The organism is Streptodolium elevatio (assembly GCF_053592165.1).
In genome coordinates this window covers 17,201-34,956 of sequence record NZ_JBSFVE010000001.1, presented here as the reverse complement: position 1 = coordinate 34,956, position 17,756 = coordinate 17,201, and the positions used below count along the sequence as shown (strand labels likewise).

Here is a 17,756-nt window from a genome sequence, read left to right as displayed (position 1 = left end):
CGACACTAGAGCGACACTATGAATGAGACCGCATCCGGTCTCCCGGGCGGGTCGTGCGTTCCATCACACCGGGACCCCTGCCGACCATGACCTGGCGGCCGGTATGTTTCCGCCCACACCCTCGCAATTTGCCCCCTGCAATTTGCCCCTCGCAAGTTTCCTCATCAGGGCTCACCTTCTTAGGAGGCCACTGTCATGGCCGGTTCTGTCATTGTCGCCGGGGCGCGGACCCCGATGGGCCGTCTGCTCGGCTCGCTCAAGGGCTTCTCCGCCACCGACCTCGGCGGCATCGTGATCAAGGCCGCACTGGAGCGCGCCGGCGTCACCGGCGACCAGGTGCAGTACGTGATCCTCGGCCAGGTGCTGCAGGCCGGCGCCGGCCAGATGCCGGCCCGCCAGGCCGCGGTCAAGGGCGGCATCCCGATGAACGTCCCCTCGCTGACGATCAACAAGGTGTGCCTCTCCGGCCTCGACGCCATCGCGCTCGCCGACCAGCTCATCCGCGCGGGCGAGTTCGACATCGTGGTCGCGGGCGGCATGGAGTCGATGACCGGCGCCCCGCACCTGCTGCCGAAGTCGCGCGAGGGCTTCAAGTACGGCGCGATCGAGATGCTCGACGCCATGGCGTACGACGGTCTCACCGACGTGTTCGACAACATCCCGATGGGCGAGTCGACCGAGCACCACAACGCCAAGCTGGGCATCTCGCGCGAGGAGCAGGACGCCTTCTCGGCCCTCTCGCACCAGCGCGCGGCGGCCGCGCAGAAGAACGGCCTCTACGACGACGAGATCGTCCCGGTGGCCGTTCCGCAGCGCAAGGGCGACCCGATCCAGTTCACGACGGACGAGGGCGTGCGCGCGGACACCACCGCGGAGTCGCTCGCCAAGCTGCGCCCGGCGTTCACCAAGGACGGGACCATCACCGCCGGTTCGGCCTCGCAGATCTCCGACGGCGCGTGCGCGGTCGTGGTCATGTCGAAGGCGAAGGCCGAGGAGCTCGGCATCGAGTGGCTCGCCGAGATCGGCGCGCACGGCAACGTCGCGGGACCGGACAACTCGCTCCAGTCGCAGCCCTCCAACGCGATCCGGAACGCGCTCGGCAAGCAGGGCCTGGAGGTCTCCGACCTCGACCTGATCGAGATCAACGAGGCCTTCGCGTCGGTCGGCATCCAGTCGATGCGCGACCTCGGCGTCACCAGCGACAACGTCAACGTCAACGGCGGCGCGATCGCGCTGGGCCACCCGATCGGCATGTCGGGCGCCCGCGTGGTGCTGCACCTGGCGCTGGAACTCAAGCGCCGCGGCGGCGGCACGGGCGCCGCCGCCCTGTGCGGCGGCGGCGGCCAGGGCGACGCCCTGATCCTGACGGTGCCGAAGAGCTGATCCGGGCGCGGGCGGCCACCGCACGGGGGACTTCCGTGCGGTGGCCGCCCGCGAACGCGGGTACTGGGTCGGTCGGGAAGGCAGACCGATCCGCTCGATCTCGGCCGAAGGAGTCTCGGTGGCCCGGCGTACGGACGTCGCGGAGCTTGTCGCGCAGGCCCTCGCGGGGCAACCCCGGGCGGTGGCGCGGCTCATCTCGCTCGTCGAGGACGCGTCCCCGCTGCTGCGCGAGGTGATGGCGGCGCTGGCGCCGCACACCGGGCAGGCGTACGTCGTGGGCCTCACCGGCCCGCCCGGCGTCGGCAAGTCCACCTCGACGTCGGCGCTCGTGTCGGCGTACCGCGTGCTCGGCAAGCGTGTCGGCGTGCTCGCGGTGGACCCGTCGTCGCCGTTCTCCGGCGGTGCGCTGCTCGGTGACCGGATCCGCATGCAGGACCACGCGACCGACCCCGACGTCTTCATCCGCTCGATGGCCTCCCGGGGCCATCTCGGCGGCCTCGCCTGGGCGACGCCGCAGGCGCTGCGCGTGCTCGACGCGGCCGGGTGCGACGTCGTCATCGTCGAGACCGTGGGCGTGGGGCAATCGGAGGTCGAGGTGGCGTCGGCCGCCGACACCACGGTGGTCCTGCTCGCCCCCGGGATGGGCGACGGGATCCAGGCGGCGAAGGCGGGGATTCTGGAGATCGGCGACGTCTACGTGGTCAACAAGGCCGACCGCGACGGCGCGCAGACCACCGCTCGCGAGCTGAACCACATGCTCTCGCTGGGGCCTTCGCGCGATCCCGACTCGTGGCGTCCGCCGATCCTCAAGACCGTCGCGTCGCGCGGCGAGGGCCTGGACGAGGTCGTCGAGGCGCTGGAAAAGCACCGGGCGTGGATGGCGGCCAACGGCACGCTGGACGTCCGGCGGCAGCGCCGGGTGCGGGCCGAGGTCGAGGCCATCGCCCTCGCCGCGCTGCGCGACCGCATGGCGGGCCCCACGGGCGGCCGGCGGGCGGACGCGCTGGCGGGGCGGGTGGCCGACGGATCGCTGGACCCGTACGCGGCAGCCGACGAACTCATCGCGGGCCTGCTGCGCGACCCGGGAGCCGAGCCCGCGCCCTGAACTGCCGTACAGCGCACGCCGGCTGCTGGAACCCTCCCGCGCCGATGCCCCCAGCCCCCTCGACCCGGCTGCCGAGTGCCGCCGGGTTCCAGTCGCCGACTCGGGCGCGGCGCGGCTCACGGCGGGGCCCACCAGCCGCAGAACGCCGAGGAGGGCCTACAGCGCCTCCTCTGGCGCCTCAGGGCTCTTCAGGGCCCCAAGGGCTCCTCTGGCGGCACCGCACGCACGGCCTGCGGGCTCACGGCGTCCTCGGCGCTCGTCACGCGTCCTTCGCTGCTGCCGCCGACGCCCCCGCTGTCTTCTTCGCCGACGCGCTGATGCCCGACAGCGACGGGCAGGCGGCCGTGCCGCCGTCCGTGTGCAGGTGCAGCATCACCGTCTCGAACGCCGCCCCGAGCACTTGCTTTTGCTCGTCGGTGAGCAGGTCGACGTAATGCCGCCGCACGCTCTCGACGTGGTCCGGGGCCGCCTTGACGAGCCGGTCCCAGCCCGCCTCGGTGAGCACCGCCCACTGCCCGCGCCGGTCGGAGTCGCAGCTTTCGCGTACGACCAGCCCCGCGTTCTCCATGCGGGTCATCTGGTGCGAGAGGCGGCTCTTGGACTGATGGCTCAGGCCCGCGAGCTCCGTCATCCTTATGCGGCGCTCGGGCGCCTCGGAAAGGCGCACGAGAATCTCGTAGTCGTGCAGGGTCAGCCCGTGCTTCTGCTGGAGGTCGCGCTCCAGGAAGACGGGGAGCAGATTGAGCACGCCCAGGGAGGCCCGCCACATCTGCTGTTCCTCATCGCTCAGCCAGCGAGGCTCCTCAGTGGTCATGTCGACCATGGTACCGCGTTCTGTTGAACATTCAATAAATATCCTTTGCGTGTCATACCACCGACGGCCGCCGAACCCCGCGGGTGTTCAGCACGTGGTCGCACCGTACTTGCGGGTAGCCGCGGAGGCTACGCTGCCGCAGTGCCCAAGCCGCTGAACCTCCCCTTCGATCCCATCGCCCGCGCCGCCCAGTCGTGGGAGGAACGCTGGGGCGCGTGTCCGCCGATGGCCGCGATCACCTCGATCATGCGGGCCCAGCAGATCCTCCTCGCCGAGGCCGACACGGTGCTCAAACCGTACGGCCTGACCTTCGCCCGCTACGAGGCCCTGGTGCTGCTCACCTTCAGCCGCAGCGGCGCGCTCCCGCTCTCCAAGATCGGCGAGCGACTGATGGTGCACCCGACAAGTGTGACGAACACCATCGACCGCCTGGAGAAGGCGGAACTGGTCGCCCGCCGCCCGAACCCGCGCGACGGCCGCGGGACGCTCGCCACCATCACCGACAAAGGCCGCGACGTCGTCGAACGCGCCACCGCGGACCTGGTCGCCCGGGACTTCGGCCTCGGCGTCTACGACGCCGACGCCTGCGCGGACATCTTCCGCATGCTGCTCCCGCTGCGCGTCGACGCCGGTGACTTCAAGGAGTCGGAACCGGCCGCCGACGTCGTGCCGGATTCGCCGGACGGCATCACCGCGGACCCCGACGAGAGCTTCCGCGAGGTCGTCGGGCGGGGGGCCGATTCGGAGACCGCCCAGGGCGCGACGTAGTCTGCTTGCGCGCTAGTGAATGCTGCGGATGCCGCCCGTGTGCCGGGCGGCGAAGCGAATGAGGGTGTGTCGCCGTGAAGCCTGCTGTCCTGACCCGTTTCCGCGTGATGGCGTACATCACCGGGTGCTGGCTGCTGCTGCTGTGCCTGTGCATGGTGTTCAAGTACGGCTTCGACAAGGGTGAGGACATCACCTTCTACGTCAGCCAGGCCCACGGTGTGCTCTACATGATCTACCTCGTCACGGCCTTCGACCTCGGCTGGAAGATGAAGTGGCGGATCGAGCGGATCCTGCTGGTCATGCTGGCCGGCACGCTGCCGTTCGCGTCGTTCGTCGCGGAACGCAAGGTCGCCCGGGCCGTCCAGGAGAGCGGGCGGATCGGCGAGCCGCTCCAGGCCGCCTGACCCGCGCTCCTTGCCCCCCGCCCCGCTGGTTTTGTCGTTCCGGAAAGTGAACTGATGCTGTCCAACCCCGTATTTCGGTTCCTGCTGGTCTCCCGCTGCGAAGGCGTGTCGTTCCTGGCGCTGCTGCTGCTCGGGTCCGTGCTCAGCCGTGTCTCGGACATCAACCTCGTCATGCCGCTCGGCATCATCCACGGCCTGCTGTTCGTGGCGTACGTCCTGCTCATGTTCGACATGCGCACCAAGTTCGGCTGGGACGGCAAGACCACCGGGCTGGCCTTCCTCGCCTCGGTGCTGCCGTTCGGCCCGTTCGTCTTCGAGGCGAAGATGAAGGACCGTATCTTCACCGCCCCCGTGGCCCCGTCGGCCGCCTGAACGACCCGGATTCGGCTGCGCGGCACGACCGGGGGAGGAGTGCTCGACCCCCCCGGCCAAGGGAGGAATTCTCAACCCCCGGGCGCGCAGCCGACCAGGCCCGCGGTCACGAACGCGACGAAGCGGCCGACCCATTCCTCGGCCGCGGGTTCCGCGCTGACCAGCATGTGGTGCACGACCGTGCCGGCGATCACGTCGAAGACCAGGTCCACGTCGATCGCGTCGGCCACGCCGACCTCGCCGCGGGCCCGCGCCCGCGCGCGGCCTTCGACGACGAGCCGCTTCTGCGGTTCGACGATGGCCTCGCGCACCCGGCGGCGCAGTTCCGGGTCCCGGGTCGAGTCGGCGATCAGCCCCATGAGCGCGCTCGACATCTCGGGACGCGCCAGCAGTTGGGCGAACTGCCGGACCACGGAGTCGAGATCGGACCGCAGGTCGCCGTCCTCGGGCAGCTCCAGGGTGCCGAGCATGTCGGCGACGGCGGCGGTCACCAGTTCGTTCTTGGACGCCCAGCGGCGGTAGAGCGTGGTCTTGGCCACGCCCGCGCGTACCGCGACGTCCCCGACCGTGAGGGTGGCCCAGCCGCGTTCCGCGAGCAGGGCCCGGGTCGCGCCGAGGATCGCGTCGTCCGCCGTCGAACTCCGGGGGCGGCCCTTGCGGGACGCCGCGGCGTTTTCGTTCTCGCTCAGCGGGACCTCGGCAGGATCGAGGCGGACGGGTTCGGCACGACCCTAATGTCCCGTCCGGCAACCTGGCGGTGACTCAACTCACACGGCCGAGGGGCTTGATTTCACCGGGAACCCTCTTGCGGTCGCCCGGCGTTTTCCCGTTACGCTACGGGTCGTAGCGAATAACGGTGCCTGGATGGGGATTCGAGCGCCCGACGTCGGTACGAAGGTCCCGCGCCCCCTCTCATACGGCCCCGCACGCCCGCGGGGCGGTGCCCGGGCGGCCCAGGACGGTACATCCGCGGGGTGGACGGGGCCGACCCGTGCACCGCGCGGGTGTCGCTCGGGGGAAGATAGGCGCATGCAGCCACGAAACATGTCGATGCGCGGGGTCGTCGACCTCGGCGCGGTCAAGGCGGCGTCCGAGGCCGCCGCGCAGCGGGCGGCCCGGGCGGCGAGCGCGCCGCAGGCCGGCGCGGACGGCGCGGCCGACGCCGCAGGGGGATTCGTCGTCGATCTCACCGAGGAGAACTTCGACTCGGTTCTCGCGCTGTCCCAGCAGGCTCCGGTGGTGCTGGAGTTCTCCTCGCAGCGCTCGCCGCACAGTGTCGAGCTCGGCGAGGTCTTCGACCGGCTCGCCGCCGAGTTCGCGGGCCGCTTCGTGCTCGCCCGCCTGGACATCGACGCGACTCCGCAGCTCGCCCAGGAGCTGGTCGTGCAGGCCCAGGTGCAGGGCCTGCCGGCGGCCGTCGCGGTCATCGCGGGGCAGCTCGCCCCGATGTTCGACCGGGCCGCTCCGCAGGAGGAGCAGCTTCGGCAGATCCTCGACCAGCTCGTCGCGGTCGGCGAGCAGCGGTTCGGCCTCACCGGCCTGCCCGGCGCGCCGGGTGCCGCGGCACCGCAGGGCGAGGCGGACGAGGACGCCGAGCCCGCGGGCGACCCGCTGCTGGCCGCGGCGGAGTCGGCGCTGGACGCGGGGGACTTCGCGGGTGCGGCGCAGGCGTACCGCAACGTGATCTCGGACTACCCGGCGCACACCGAGGCGAAGCTCGCGCTGGCGCAGGTGGAGCTGATCCTGCGTACCAAGGACGTGGACGTCGACGAGGTGCGCCGCAACGCCGCGGAGCGCCCCACCGACGTCGACGCGCAGACGCTGGCGGCCGACGTGGACCTGTCCGGCGGCAACGTCGAGGACGCCTTCGGGCGCCTGGTCGAGACGGTACGCCGGACCGCGGGGGACGACCGCAACAAGGCGCGGGTGCACCTGCTCGGCCTGTTCGACGTCATCGGGCTCGACGACCCGCGCGTGGTGAAGGCCCGCGCGGCGCTCACCAGCGTGCTGTTCTGACGCCCCGTCCGACGCCGGTCCGGGCGGGCCCGCGCTGACGTGCGGTCCGACGCGCGTTTCGACGCGCGTTCGGACACCCGCCCCGGAGCCGGTTCCGAGGCCCGTCCCGAGGCCCGTTCCGAAGTCCCTGTTCCGACGATCACTCAAGTGCGGTGCCGAGTCAGGCTCCTGGCCCGACCCCGGTACGCGCGCCTGATCCGCCGACACGGCGCTTCGCCGCCCGGCCCGAGGGGCGGTTTGTCGTCACCCGGTCGCGTCGACCGAGGCAAGGTCCCGCCGCCCTCCGCGTGGATTCCGGAGGGCGGCGGGGCTTTTGTTTTCCTCCGGTTCCGAGCCCGTCCACCTGGTTCTTTACAAAGCTTTGACTGACGTCGCGAGCGGTTGCCGTGGGTGTGCCGGACGTCGTCGAGAACCGCAGCAAATTGGGCAATATACCCCGGCCATTTCCCCTCGGTATTACTCCAGGTAACACCTGTCGAGGCAATGCGTGGCGAGAAGCCGCGCCATGCCGCTACTTGTCGGTAACAAGACTCTTGTGCCGCAGCCCACAGTCGGCGACGATCGGCCCGCTCGGTCCATTTGCGCGCGCCCCGACAGCCGGCCGGGGGTCACGCGGCCAACGCGGTGGGCCTCGAATCCCCATCCAGGTCCGTGCCCGTCCTCCCGGACAGGTGCGACCGCCGGGCCCCTCGCGGGCCCTCAGTTGTCGTCCTTTGCGTCCGGCATGCGCCCAGACACGCCACCCCCGGCAGCGCATGCGCGGAACCTGTCCCTGAGGAGGACCATGGCCAAGTCCAAGGCCGGCCGCACGCGTTGGAAGCGTTTCGGTGTGGCACTTGTCCCCGGCGTGGTGATCATCTCCGGTCTCACCGCCGCCGCCGCGAACGGCGCGGTCCCGATGTCGTTCGCGATCTCGGGCACCGCGTTCAAGGTCAGCGCGGACAAGATGGTCGCCGAGGACGTCGTCCAGTACGGCGGGCTCACGCAGAAGGTCGGGCCGAACTCCAAGCCGATCATTCTGTCCGGCTTCAAGAGCGCGACGTTCGACAAGCTCTGCCAGTCTGTCCGCGTGCCGCTGCCGTTCTCGATCGGCGGCAAGGACGCCGTGGTGATGGTCATCAAGTCCGGCAGCGCGAGCGCGGACGACATGATCGCCGACCTGGCGCAGATGACCGGCAACGCCACCTTCGAGGGCGTGGACATCGGTGTCGACGCGGCGCAGACGAAGAACGCCGACGGATCCCTGCGCGGCCCGGACATGGGCCCGCGTCCGCCGGGCGGGTTCGCCCAGCAGGTCGACAAGGTCACGGTGGTGAACGCCCGCCAGACCGTCTACGCGGTGAGCGCGGCGACGTTCCGGCTGCCCGACCTCGACATCGGCGTCAACTTCGACAACAAAGAGTGTTTCTAGTCGAGTTCAGGCCGCGGCGGGTCCGGTCCACGCGGGCCGGGCCCACCGCGCGCCCTCCGTCGTCCCCGCGACGACTGTTCGTACCAGGCGTCCCCTCTGGAGCCCTTCGTGAGTACTAGCAAGCCACACGAGCCCGGGAAGTCCGAGGCGGAGCGGCCGCAATCGGGCCGCGAGAAGCGGCTGCGGGGCCCGTTCAAGCAGGAGCGGCGGCGCATCGCCGAATGGCGCCGCGGGCGCCCCTTCTGGGCCGGGTTCTTCATCCTGCTCGGTGCTCTGCCGATCCTCTACTTCCCGTACGCCACGCTGCAGGTCGGCGACGTGAGCGTGGCGATGAGCACGATAGCGGGGGCCGCGGCGGCGGTCATCGGCTGCGTGCTCATCCTGATGGGCCTGATGGTGTGGTTCCAGCCGCAGTTCCGGATCTACGCGGGTGTGACCGCGCTGGTCTGCGGGTTCATATCGTTCGTCACCTCGAACCTCGGCGGATTCTTCATGGGTCTGCTCTCGGTCACGATCGGCGGCTCGCTGGCGCTGGCGTGGTCGTACGACGAGGACGAGGGCGGGGTCCCGGCGGAAGACGCCGACGGGGCCACCGGCGCCGGTCCGTCTGAAGCCGAGGAATCGCGGGAGGGCCCCGGCGCGTTCACCGCGCCTGACGATGCGGCGGCACCAGGTGGTGCAGGCCTGGGGGAACCGTCGGCCGGGTCGGCGACCAGCCGGCCCGGCAGCACTCCTGACGCCCACTCTCCCGACCCCCACTCTCCCGACGCACTGGACGCCTCCGCCCGGACTTTGGGCGGCGTCGCGAAGTTCGGTGCCATCGCCGGGTTTCCGGCCGTGGCGCTCGTCGCGGCGCTCCTCCCCATGGCCGGGCCGAGCGAGCCGCTGCCGCCCAACCCGTTCGCGGACGGACCGTGCGTGAGCGCGAGCCCGTCCGCCACGAGCACGGCCACGGCTACAGTCACGGCATCGGCTTCGGCTTCGGCGACGGGCGCGCCTTCGCCGACGTCGGGTACGCCCATCGCGAAGGCGGCACCGCCCACCGGCTCGCCGGCCACTCCCTCGCCGACCGCCAAGTCGACGCCCCCGGCGGCCGGTTCGCCCGCACCCGGGACCGCCGCCAAGGCGCCCGCGGCGGCGCCGACCACCGCGGGTGCCGTACCGCCCGCGGCACCTGTGGCGCCTCCGGCGCCGAACACCCCCGCTCCGGCCGCGACGACGCAGCAGCCGGGTGGTCTGCTGGGCCCGCTCCTGGACCCGCTGCTCGACCCGTTGCGGCAACTCGTACCGCCGTTCCTCCGACCCCCGGGAGCGTCCACACCGCCACCCGCGGCGGCGCCCCCGGCGGCCGCGGCCGATCCGGCACCGCCGCCGAACGCCCCGGCCTTGCCGCCCGTGGCGCAGGTTCCGCCGACGGCGGCCAAGGCCCCCGCGAGCTCTCCCGCGACACCCAAGGCGGCGCCCGCGACGACCGAGTCCAAGACGGCTCCGACCACCGGCGCGAAGCCGTCGACGGCAACGGCAACGGCAACGGCACCGGCCACTGCCACGCCCACACCTACTGCCACGACGGCCCCCGCGCCCACCGGCAGCAAGGCGCCGTACCCCTGCCCCGAGCAGGTCCCGCTCGACGCGGCCCCCGCGGCTCCGGGGGAGCCGGTGCTCCCCGACGAGCCGTGGATCCTCAAGACCAGCCTCCTCGCCATGGCCGGCATGGACTACAAGGGCGTCGTCGACGTCCGGACGGGCTCCGGGAAGACCAAGCCGGTCCTCAAGTTCGAGGTCAGCGGTGGCGTCGACATCTGGAACCTCGACATGACGTCGCCGGTGGACGGCAAGGGCAACCGCATCCACGTGTTCTCGGTCGACAACGTCAAGTCGTACATGAAGGACGGCACGGTGACCTTCTACACGGAGAGCCTCAAGGGCAACCTGTTCGGCCTGATCCCCATCGAGTTCACGCCGACCAGTCCGCCCCCGCTCAACGTGCCGGTCGCGTTTTTCACCGACGTCACCGTCCGGCAAGCCGGCCAGACGGGTGCGACGTTGGTGATCCCCGACCTCACCATGCGCTCCGAGAAAGCGTCCTGACCCGACGACCCCAAGACCCGCTCCCAAGACCCGCCACCCCCCAAGGATCGGCGGCCCCGCACACGGGGCCGCCGATTCGCCGTTCCCGTGGCGGCATACTCAGCAGGTGCGGGTCAGCAGGGTGACCGCCTCGGGGAGGGACTGCAGGACGGAAATCCCCGGCGGACGCGCGGAATTGGCCCAGCCGGGGCCGGCGGCGTAGACCGTGACGCCGGGGGCCCGGCGGAGCGCGGCGAGGGTGTGCGGGGCGGCTGTCTCGGGGGTCTGCGACCACAGGACGACCGCGGCGGGGGTGGTGCGGTGGACCGCGCGCAGGAGGGCGGCGTCGGGGAGGGCGGCGCCGAACATGCGTACGGGGACACTCCGTTCGGCCAGCGCCGCGGACAACGCCTCCAACGGCAGCGTGTGCAGCTCGGACTCCGCGCACGCGAGCAGTGCCCCGCGGCCGTGCGGCGTCGGGCGCGGATCGGCCGCGGAAGGCGGGCGGACGCGGTGCAGCGCGGCCGACACGCACTGGGACAGCAGGTGTTCGACCTCCACGTACTTGTCCACCGCGACGGCGTCCGTGCCGCGCTCCCATTTGCGCCCCATACCGAAGAGCACCGGCCGAGCCAGGTCCTCCCAGCCGTCGACGATGCCCTTCGTCGCGAAGTTCCTTTCCAGCAGCGCCCGTACGGTGTCCGCGTCCAGTCGCATCGCGGCACGCGCGAGGCCCTGCCCCGCCCGGCCCGCGCCTCGGACCGGCAGGGTCTCGCCACCGCCGCGCCGCGGTGTGTCGCCGGTGTCACCGGTGTCGCCGCGCCGCGCCGAGGCCGCCGCACGGTCGGCGATGCGTGCCGCGTCGGCGAGCGGCATGCCCTCGGCGACCAGAGCGCACATGCGTTCCAGCCGGGCCAGGTCCGCCGGGGTGTAGCGGCGGTGGCCGCCGGAGCTGACGCGGCTCGCGCCCACGCCGTACCGGCGGTCCCAGCTCCGCAGTGTCGTGACGGCGACGCCGAGGCGGCGCGCGACGGCGCCCGCGGTGAACGAGGCCGGGTCCGAGGCGTCGCCCTCGGGGTCGGACGCGTCGGCCGGAGCCCCGTCGCGGGGGAGTTCGGACATGTCCTACGCCAATCGGATGCGGTGCGCCGGGGGCGGGGACGGCCGCGGAACCGATGCACGATCGATGCAACTTGCATCCACCGTAGCTCGGAGGACCCTGAGACGCAGGGGATGCCGTTCCGGACACCATGCCTTGTGCAGGAGGGTCCCATGAAGCTTTCCGAGGAAATGCCCGTCGACCATCGGCTCGGTCAGGTGTACCGGTTCGGTGCGGGCTTCACCGGCTTGGTGCTGCTCGTCTTCGGCGCCCTCGGTTTCGCCGACCAGTTGTCGTTCTTCGACACGAACGGCGACGAGATCGCGGGCCTGGGCACCAATGGCGCGCTCAGCACGATCTCCGTGGTGGTGGGCCTGGTGCTCGTCGCCGGGGCGGTCGTCGGCGGCAACGCCGCCTCGACCGTGAACATCGTGGTCGGCACGCTCTTCGTGCTCAGCGGCTTCGTCAACCTTGCCCTGCTCGGCAAGGACGCCAACATTTTGGCGTTCCGCATGCCCAATGTGATCTTCAGCTTCCTGGTCGGCCTGATGGTGCTCACCTTTGGGCTGTACGGCCGAGTCAGCGGGGGCCTGCCCCACGACAATCCCTACTGGCGTGCCCGGCATCCCGACGTCGCCGCACGAGAGGAGGAAGCCCGCGAGCGGGCGCGGGTGGCGGCCCGCGCCCGACTCGCCGCCACGACGCACGAGCCTCCGCACGGCACGGGAGCGCCCCGGACACCGGGAACCGCCGAATGGTCCGCGTCCCCCGCCGAGCGCGCCCGGCGTGGCACCCTGAGAGAACCGGACACGGGCGCTGGATGACGTCGCACCCACGCTGCACCGACAGGCGGCCCCGCGCCCGGCCGACCCTGCCGCCCGTCGTTCCCCGACCCCGCCCGCGACCACGCCCCAGTCCGCGTCCGCGCCCGCGCCCCGGCCCCTCGATTTGGGACCGGTCGGCGGCCGGAACCGCGGGAACCCGCCGGAGTACGCCATGCACGACCCCGACACAGCCCCGGCGCCGACCGCGGAGAAACCCGGATCCGAACGCGCGTCCCGCACGGCCCACACCTCGGAAGGCCGTACGGCACGATCCGGCGCGGCGCAGCCAGGTACGGCGCAATCCCGCACGGCCCCGTCCCTCTCGGGCGCCGCGCCCGTCTGCCTGGTCACCGGCGCCACCGGGTACATCGGCGGACGGTTGGTCCCCGAACTGCTCGGCACCGGCTACGCCGTACGCTGCCTCGCCCGCACCCCCGACAAGCTCCGCGACCACCCCTGGGCCAGCCGGGTCGACATCCGCAAGGGGGACGTGACCGACGCGGCGTCGCTGTCCGGAGCCTTCGACGGGGTCGACGTCGCCTACTACCTCGTGCACGGCCTCGGCGGCGGCCGGGACTTCGAGAGGGCCGATCGCGAGGCGGCCCGGCTGTTCGCGCGCGAGGCCAAGGCCGCGGGGGTACGCCGCATCGTCTACCTCGGCGGCCTGACCCCGGAAGGCGTCCCTGAACGCGAACTCTCGCCCCACCTGCGCTCGCGCACCGAGGTCGGCCGCATTCTGCTCGCGTCCGGCGTGCCGACCGCGGTGCTGCGCGCCGCCGTGGTGATCGGCTCCGGGTCTGCGTCCTTCGAGATGCTGCGCTACCTCACCGAGCGGCTGCCGGTCATGGTGACGCCGCGCTGGGTCGACACCCGGATCCAACCGGTCGCGGTACGCGACGTGTTGCGCTGCCTGGTCGGCGCCGCGGGGCTGCCCGAGGACGTGAACCGCACGTTCGACATCGGCGGCCCGGACGTCCTGACGTACCGCCAGATGATGCACGGCTACGCGAAGGTCGCCGGCCTGCCCGACCGGCTGATCCTGTCCGTCCCCGTGCTGACCCCGAGGCTTTCCAGCCACTGGGTCGGCCTCGTGACACCCGTCCCCGGCGCGCTGGCCCGCCCGCTCACCGAGTCGCTCCGCCACGAAGTGGTCTGCCGGGAAAGGGACATCGAACGCTACGTGCCCGACCTCCCCGGCGGCCCGATCGGCTTCCTCGACTCCCTCGAACTGGCGCTGCGCCGCGTACGGGAGGCCGATGTGGCCACCCGCTGGTCGTCGGCCGGCGTCCCCGGCGCACCCAGCGACCCCCTGCCCACCGACCCGGACTGGGCGGGCGGCAGCCTCTACACCGACGTGCGCGAACGCGACGTCGACGCGTCACCCGCCGAACTGTGGCGCGTGATCGAAGGCATCGGCGGTGAGAACGGCTGGTACTCCTTCCCGCTCGCCTGGGCGGTACGCGGCTGGCTGGACCGCCTCGTGGGCGGCGTCGGCCTGCGCCGCGGCCGCCGCGACGCCGCGCACCTCCGGGTCGGGGACTCGCTCGACTTCTGGCGCGTCGAGGAGATCCAGCCCGGCGAACTCCTGCGCCTGCGCGCCGAGATGCGGCTGCCCGGCCTGGCCTGGCTCGAACTCGCCGTCGACACCGGCGAGGACGGCTCGACGCGCTACCACCAGCGCGCCCTGTTCCACCCGCACGGCCTGAGCGGTCACCTCTATTGGTGGAGCGTCGCCCCGTTCCACGCCGCGGTATTCGACGGCATGGCCCGCAACATCACCGCGGCCTGCCAGAAGTCGGCGCCCCGGCCCGCGCAGAGCGGCTCACGAACCGCCTGACCACCCCACGACCACGTGTTTGCGCTCGACGCCGGGACGGGCACGGACCACAAGTCACGGCGGCGGGCCCGGACCGCATCCCTCGGTCCGGGCCCGCCGGGTGGCGGCGCCGGTTTTGTACGGGTGGGTCGGACCGGCTCAGGGCTTGAGGGTCCAGCCCGGGTTCGTCGTGCAGGTGGCGGGTGTCTGGCCCTGCACGTACCGCAAGAAGTCGGCGAGGTCGTTCTTCCAGAACGGCCAGGTGTGGTCGCCGGATCCGGTGCACACGCGCGGGTACACGCCCTTGGCCTTGAGGTTGTTGTGCATGTCCACGACAGAGCCGTGGATCGCGCCGTCACCCTGGTCGGTTCCGGAGTACAGGGCCAGCTTGGTGTACGGGTTGTACTTCTCGGCCGTCGCCAGCTTCACCGGGTTCTGCGCGTCCCATTGCTCGGTCGGGCCGAACACCTGGTGCGGGCCCCAAAGCCAGCCCAGCGGGTACTGGTACTGGGCCAGGTTCGGCGTACTCGCGCTGTATAGGCCGATGAACGCACCCGGCGCGGTGGGCGCGAGCGGCACCTGCACCACCGAGCCGTGGATGAGCGACTGCGCCCACGGCATCTCGATGTTGGTGCCGGGGGAGAAGCCCGCCGCCGCGGAGAACAGGTTGTTGTAGCGGCCCGCGTACCGCAGCGCGCCGTAGCCGCCCATGGACAGGCCCGCGATGTACCGCCCGGCTTTGGTCCCGGTTGTGTTGAAGTTCGCGTCGATCCACGGCACCAGCTGCTGCATGTGGAAGTTCTCCCACTGCGGCGCGATGTTGCCGTTGGTCCCGGTCACCCAGTTGCTGTACCAGCCCGCGTTGCCGCCCTCCGGCATCACCACGATCTGGTTGAAGCCCGCCGCCGCGGTGATCGAGGCGACGTCGCCCTGCGTGGACCAGTCGTCGAAGTCGCCGTTGCCGCCGTGCAGCAGGTACAGCGTCTTGTACGGAGTAGCCGGGTTCGTCTGGTAGTTGGTCGGCAGCAGGATGCGGACCTTGATCGACGGGCGCAGCGGCGTGACGGTGGGCTGCGCCGGGTCGACGCGCTTGTAGATCGCGTCCGTGGTCAGCGTGACGTCGTAGAGCGGCGCGGAGCCGGCCACCGGTACGAGTTGGCCCGCCGTGATGCCGTGCGAGACCGGTGCGGGCAGGGTCGGCGGCGTCGGGGCCGCGGCCGCGGGGGACGGCCATGCGAGCCCCGCGGCGGCCAGCGCGACCGCCGCCGCGGCGGTCGCCAGCCTGCGGGGAAGTACGCGGCGGCTCGGGACGGTTGATCGCGTGCGCATGGATTCCCTTCGGAACTTCACGGCCGCACTTCTCGGCCTCGGAACGACGTGTGCCCGGCCACCGTCGCGGTGGCCGGGCACTGGCGTATTGGAGAAAACCGACGGAAAACCGAAAAGGCGGCGGCTGTTACCGGGGGTTCAACCAAATGGTGGCGAGTGGCGGCAGCGTGAGGTTCGCCCAGCCGGACTCGTCCGTCCGGATCTCGCCCTCGTTGCGGACGTTGCCGCCGCCGTAGACGTCGGCGTCGGTGTTGAGCACTTCGGTCCACACGCCCGCCGAGGGCAGGCGCACGCCGAAGTCCTGCCGTACCAGCGGCGAGAAGTTGCAGACCGCGACCAGGAGTTCGCCGTTCGCGCCGTGCCGGATGAAGGACAGCACGTTGTCCGCCGCGTTCCCGCCGTCGATCCACGTGAAGCCGTCCGGCGTGGTGTCGCGCGCCCACAGCGCCGGCGAGTCGCGGTAGATCCCGTTGAGGTCCCGGACCAGGCGCTGCACGCCCTGGTGTTCCGCGTGGTCGAGCAGCCACCAGTCCAGCCCGTGCGCCTCCGACCACTCGGCGTCCTGCGCGAACTCGGTTCCCATGTAGAGCAGTTGCTTGCCGGGATGGGACCACATGAAGCCCAGGTACGCCCGCGTGTTGGCCATCTGCTGCCACCGGTCGCCCGGCATCTTGTGCAGCAGCGACTTCTTGCCGTGCACGACCTCGTCGTGGCTGATCGGCAGCACGTAGTTCTCGCTCCACGCGTACATCAGCGAGAAGGTGATGTCGTTGTGGTGGTACTGGCGGTGGATCGGCTCCTTCTGGATGTACTCCAGCGAGTCGTGCATCCACCCCATGTTCCATTTCAGGCCGAATCCCAGGCCGCCGTGCGACGTCGCGCGCGTCACGCCGTCCCACGCGGTGGACTCCTCGGCGATCGTGACGATGCCCGGCGCCCGCCGGTACACCGTCGCGTTCATCTCCTGGAGGAAGGCCACGGCGTCCCAGTTCTCGCGCCCGCCCTCGGCGTTGGGCGCCCAGTCGCCGCCCTCGCGCGAGTAGTCGAGGTACAGCATCGAGGCGACCGCGTCGACGCGCAGGCCGTCGATGTGGAACTCCTCGCACCAGAACACCGCGTTCGCGACGAGGAAGTTGCGCACCTCGTGGCGGCCGTAGTCGAAGACGAGCGTTCCCCAGTCCGGGTGTTCGCCGCGCCGCGGATCCGGGTGCTCGTACAGCGGCGTGCCGTCGAAGCGCGCGAGGGCCCAGTCGTCCTTGGGGAAGTGCGCGGGCACCCAGTCGACGATGACGCCGATCCCGGCCCGGTGCAGCGCGTCCACCAGGTGCCGGAAGTCGTCGGGGGAGCCGAAACGGGACGTGGGGGCGTAGTAGGAGGTGACCTGGTAGCCCCACGAGCCGCCGAACGGGTGCTCCGCCACCGGCAGAAACTCCACGTGTGTGAAGCCCATGTCCTTCACGTAGGCCGGGAGTTGCTCGGCAACCTCGCGGTACGACAAACCCGGTCGCCACGACCCGAGGTGCACCTCGTACACGCTCATCGGCAGCGCGTGGTGCTCGCGCCCGGCCCGGGCCGCCATCCACTCCTCGTCGCCCCAGGCGTACCACGAGGTGTTCACCACCGAGGCCGTCTGCGGCGGGACCTCGGTCGCGAACGCCATCGGGTCGGCCTTCTGCCGCAGATGCCCGTCGCGGCCCATGATCTCGTACTTGTACTTCGCGCCGTCGCCCACGTCGGGCACGAACAGCTCCCACACGCCCGACGATCCGAGCGACCGCATCGGGTGCGCGGTGCCGTCCCAGTAGTTGAAGTCACCGACCAGGCGCACGCCCTGCGCGTTGGGCGCCCACACCGCGAAGGACGTGCCGGTGATCGTCTCGCCTCGGGTCTCGTACGCCTGCACGTGCGCGCCGAGCACCGTCCACAGCTTCTCGTGCCGGCCCTCGCTGATCAGATGCAGGTCGAACTCGCCGAGCGTGGGCAGGAAGCGGTACGGGTCGTCGGTCACCAGCACGGTGCCCTCGTACGTCACCTCCAGCCGGTAGTCCGGCACCTTCTCGCCCGGCAGCACGCCGGAGAACAGGCCGTCGGCCTCGTGCGTCAGCTCGTACCGCCGCTCCTCCGCGACGACGACCACGCGCTCGGCCCACGGGCGCAGCACCCGCAGCACGACGCCGTCGACCCCGCCCGCCCCCGGATGGGGGCCCAGGACGGAGTGCGGGTCGTGGTGCGCGGCGTCCAGCACGCGCCGCAGCTCGGCGGGATCGACCGGGGGCGGCACCGCGGCGGGCACGACGTCGGTGAGGACGGATTCCACGGGGTCCACCAGGTGAGTGGGCGTCACG

The 17,756-nt window shown here is 71.5% G+C and carries 15 protein-coding genes; 10 read left to right on the top strand and 5 right to left on the bottom strand.

The window, feature by feature from the left end; all coding sequences use genetic code 11:
* Nucleotides 1-195 precede the first annotated feature (195 nt).
* A complete protein-coding gene (locus ACWD12_RS00125; protein WP_450097681.1) occupies nt 196-1,383 on the top strand; it encodes an acetyl-CoA C-acetyltransferase in 1,188 nt (395 codons plus the stop codon).
* 118 nt (nt 1,384-1,501) lie between these two features.
* Complete coding sequence (gene meaB, locus ACWD12_RS00120) at nt 1,502-2,488, top strand: methylmalonyl Co-A mutase-associated GTPase MeaB (protein ID WP_450097680.1); 987 nt, start codon at nt 1,502-1,504, stop codon at nt 2,486-2,488.
* 259 nt (nt 2,489-2,747) lie between these two features.
* Here the strand turns inward: meaB and ACWD12_RS00115 are convergent, their stop codons facing one another.
* Nucleotides 2,748-3,302, bottom strand: coding sequence for a MarR family winged helix-turn-helix transcriptional regulator (locus ACWD12_RS00115; protein WP_450097679.1), 555 nt, complete (start codon nt 3,300-3,302; stop codon nt 2,748-2,750).
* Between the two features lie 141 nt (nt 3,303-3,443).
* Here ACWD12_RS00115 and ACWD12_RS00110 point away from each other — a divergent pair, with 141 nt between their 5' ends.
* The 3 genes from ACWD12_RS00110 (at nt 3,444) to ACWD12_RS00100 (ending at nt 4,846) form a co-directional block, all read left to right on the top strand.
* Nucleotides 3,444-4,070, top strand: coding sequence for a MarR family transcriptional regulator (locus ACWD12_RS00110; protein WP_450097678.1), 627 nt, complete (start codon nt 3,444-3,446; stop codon nt 4,068-4,070).
* Between the two features lie 74 nt (nt 4,071-4,144).
* Nucleotides 4,145-4,474 carry a DUF3817 domain-containing protein gene (locus ACWD12_RS00105; RefSeq protein ID WP_358349970.1) on the top strand — a complete coding sequence of 110 codons (330 nt, stop codon included), beginning with the start codon at nt 4,145-4,147 and terminating at the stop codon, nt 4,472-4,474.
* A 54-nt stretch (nt 4,475-4,528) separates the two neighbouring features.
* The gene (locus tag ACWD12_RS00100; protein WP_450097677.1) at nt 4,529-4,846 is read left to right on the top strand and encodes a DUF3817 domain-containing protein; all 318 of its coding nucleotides are present in this window, start codon (nt 4,529-4,531) and stop codon (nt 4,844-4,846) included.
* Nucleotides 4,847-4,917: 71 nt separating this feature from the next.
* Here the strand turns inward: ACWD12_RS00100 and ACWD12_RS00095 are convergent, their stop codons facing one another.
* Entirely contained in the window at nt 4,918-5,466 is a 549-nt protein-coding gene (locus ACWD12_RS00095) for a TetR/AcrR family transcriptional regulator (protein ID WP_450098184.1), read from the bottom strand.
* Between the two features lie 409 nt (nt 5,467-5,875).
* On the opposite strand from ACWD12_RS00095, the gene ACWD12_RS00090 reads away from it, so the two are divergent.
* From ACWD12_RS00090 to ACWD12_RS00080, 3 genes are all read left to right on the top strand, one after another.
* Nucleotides 5,876-6,862, top strand: a complete 987-nt coding sequence (locus ACWD12_RS00090) for a tetratricopeptide repeat protein (RefSeq protein WP_358349965.1) — start codon at nt 5,876-5,878, stop codon at nt 6,860-6,862.
* 784 nt (nt 6,863-7,646) lie between these two features.
* Nucleotides 7,647-8,273 carry a DUF6230 family protein gene (locus ACWD12_RS00085; RefSeq protein WP_450097676.1) on the top strand — a complete coding sequence of 209 codons (627 nt, stop codon included), beginning with the start codon at nt 7,647-7,649 and terminating at the stop codon, nt 8,271-8,273.
* Between the two features lie 108 nt (nt 8,274-8,381).
* A complete protein-coding gene (locus ACWD12_RS00080) occupies nt 8,382-10,364 on the top strand; it encodes a DUF6114 domain-containing protein (RefSeq protein WP_450097675.1) in 1,983 nt (660 codons plus the stop codon).
* 99 nt (nt 10,365-10,463) lie between these two features.
* Here ACWD12_RS00080 and ACWD12_RS00075 read toward each other — a convergent pair whose 3' ends face one another.
* Nucleotides 10,464-11,465 (bottom strand): MerR family transcriptional regulator, encoded by a 1,002-nt coding sequence (locus ACWD12_RS00075; protein WP_450097674.1) that lies wholly within the window; start codon nt 11,463-11,465, stop codon nt 10,464-10,466.
* A gap of 150 nt (nt 11,466-11,615) precedes the next feature.
* Between ACWD12_RS00075 and ACWD12_RS00070 the strand changes: the two genes are divergently transcribed.
* Both ACWD12_RS00070 and ACWD12_RS00065 read left to right on the top strand, forming a co-directional pair.
* Nucleotides 11,616-12,266, top strand: coding sequence for a DUF4383 domain-containing protein (locus ACWD12_RS00070; protein ID WP_450097673.1), 651 nt, complete (start codon nt 11,616-11,618; stop codon nt 12,264-12,266).
* A 172-nt stretch (nt 12,267-12,438) separates the two neighbouring features.
* Nucleotides 12,439-14,103 (top strand): SDR family oxidoreductase, encoded by a 1,665-nt coding sequence (locus ACWD12_RS00065; RefSeq protein WP_450097672.1) that lies wholly within the window; start codon nt 12,439-12,441, stop codon nt 14,101-14,103.
* 138 nt (nt 14,104-14,241) lie between these two features.
* Here the strand turns inward: ACWD12_RS00065 and ACWD12_RS00060 are convergent, their stop codons facing one another.
* Both ACWD12_RS00060 and glgB read right to left on the bottom strand, forming a co-directional pair.
* On the bottom strand, nt 14,242-15,411 hold the full coding sequence (locus ACWD12_RS00060; RefSeq protein WP_450097671.1) for an alpha/beta hydrolase: 1,170 nt from the start codon (nt 15,409-15,411) through the stop codon (nt 14,242-14,244).
* Between the two features lie 127 nt (nt 15,412-15,538).
* Nucleotides 15,539-17,755, bottom strand: a complete 2,217-nt coding sequence (gene glgB / locus ACWD12_RS00055) for a 1,4-alpha-glucan branching protein GlgB (RefSeq protein ID WP_435838990.1) — start codon at nt 17,753-17,755, stop codon at nt 15,539-15,541.
* Nucleotide 17,756 lies beyond the last annotated feature (1 nt).

Bases quoted from the DNA above. Each gene is read 5' to 3' on its own strand.
- ACWD12_RS00125 (WP_450097681.1), top strand. From the start codon at position 196: ATGGCCGGTTCTGTCATTGTCGCCGGGGCGCGGACCCCGATGGGCCGT.
- ACWD12_RS00115 (WP_450097679.1), bottom strand. From the start codon at position 3,302: ATGACCACTGAGGAGCCTCGCTGGCTGAGCGATGAGGAACAGCAGATG.
- ACWD12_RS00100 (WP_450097677.1), top strand. From the start codon at position 4,529: ATGCTGTCCAACCCCGTATTTCGGTTCCTGCTGGTCTCCCGCTGCGAA.
- ACWD12_RS00090 (WP_358349965.1), top strand. From the start codon at position 5,876: ATGCAGCCACGAAACATGTCGATGCGCGGGGTCGTCGACCTCGGCGCG.
- ACWD12_RS00085 (WP_450097676.1), top strand. From the start codon at position 7,647: ATGGCCAAGTCCAAGGCCGGCCGCACGCGTTGGAAGCGTTTCGGTGTG.
- ACWD12_RS00075 (WP_450097674.1), bottom strand. From the start codon at position 11,465: ATGTCCGAACTCCCCCGCGACGGGGCTCCGGCCGACGCGTCCGACCCC.
- ACWD12_RS00070 (WP_450097673.1), top strand. From the start codon at position 11,616: ATGAAGCTTTCCGAGGAAATGCCCGTCGACCATCGGCTCGGTCAGGTG.
- ACWD12_RS00065 (WP_450097672.1), top strand. From the start codon at position 12,439: ATGCACGACCCCGACACAGCCCCGGCGCCGACCGCGGAGAAACCCGGA.
- ACWD12_RS00060 (WP_450097671.1), bottom strand. From the start codon at position 15,411: ATGCGCACGCGATCAACCGTCCCGAGCCGCCGCGTACTTCCCCGCAGG.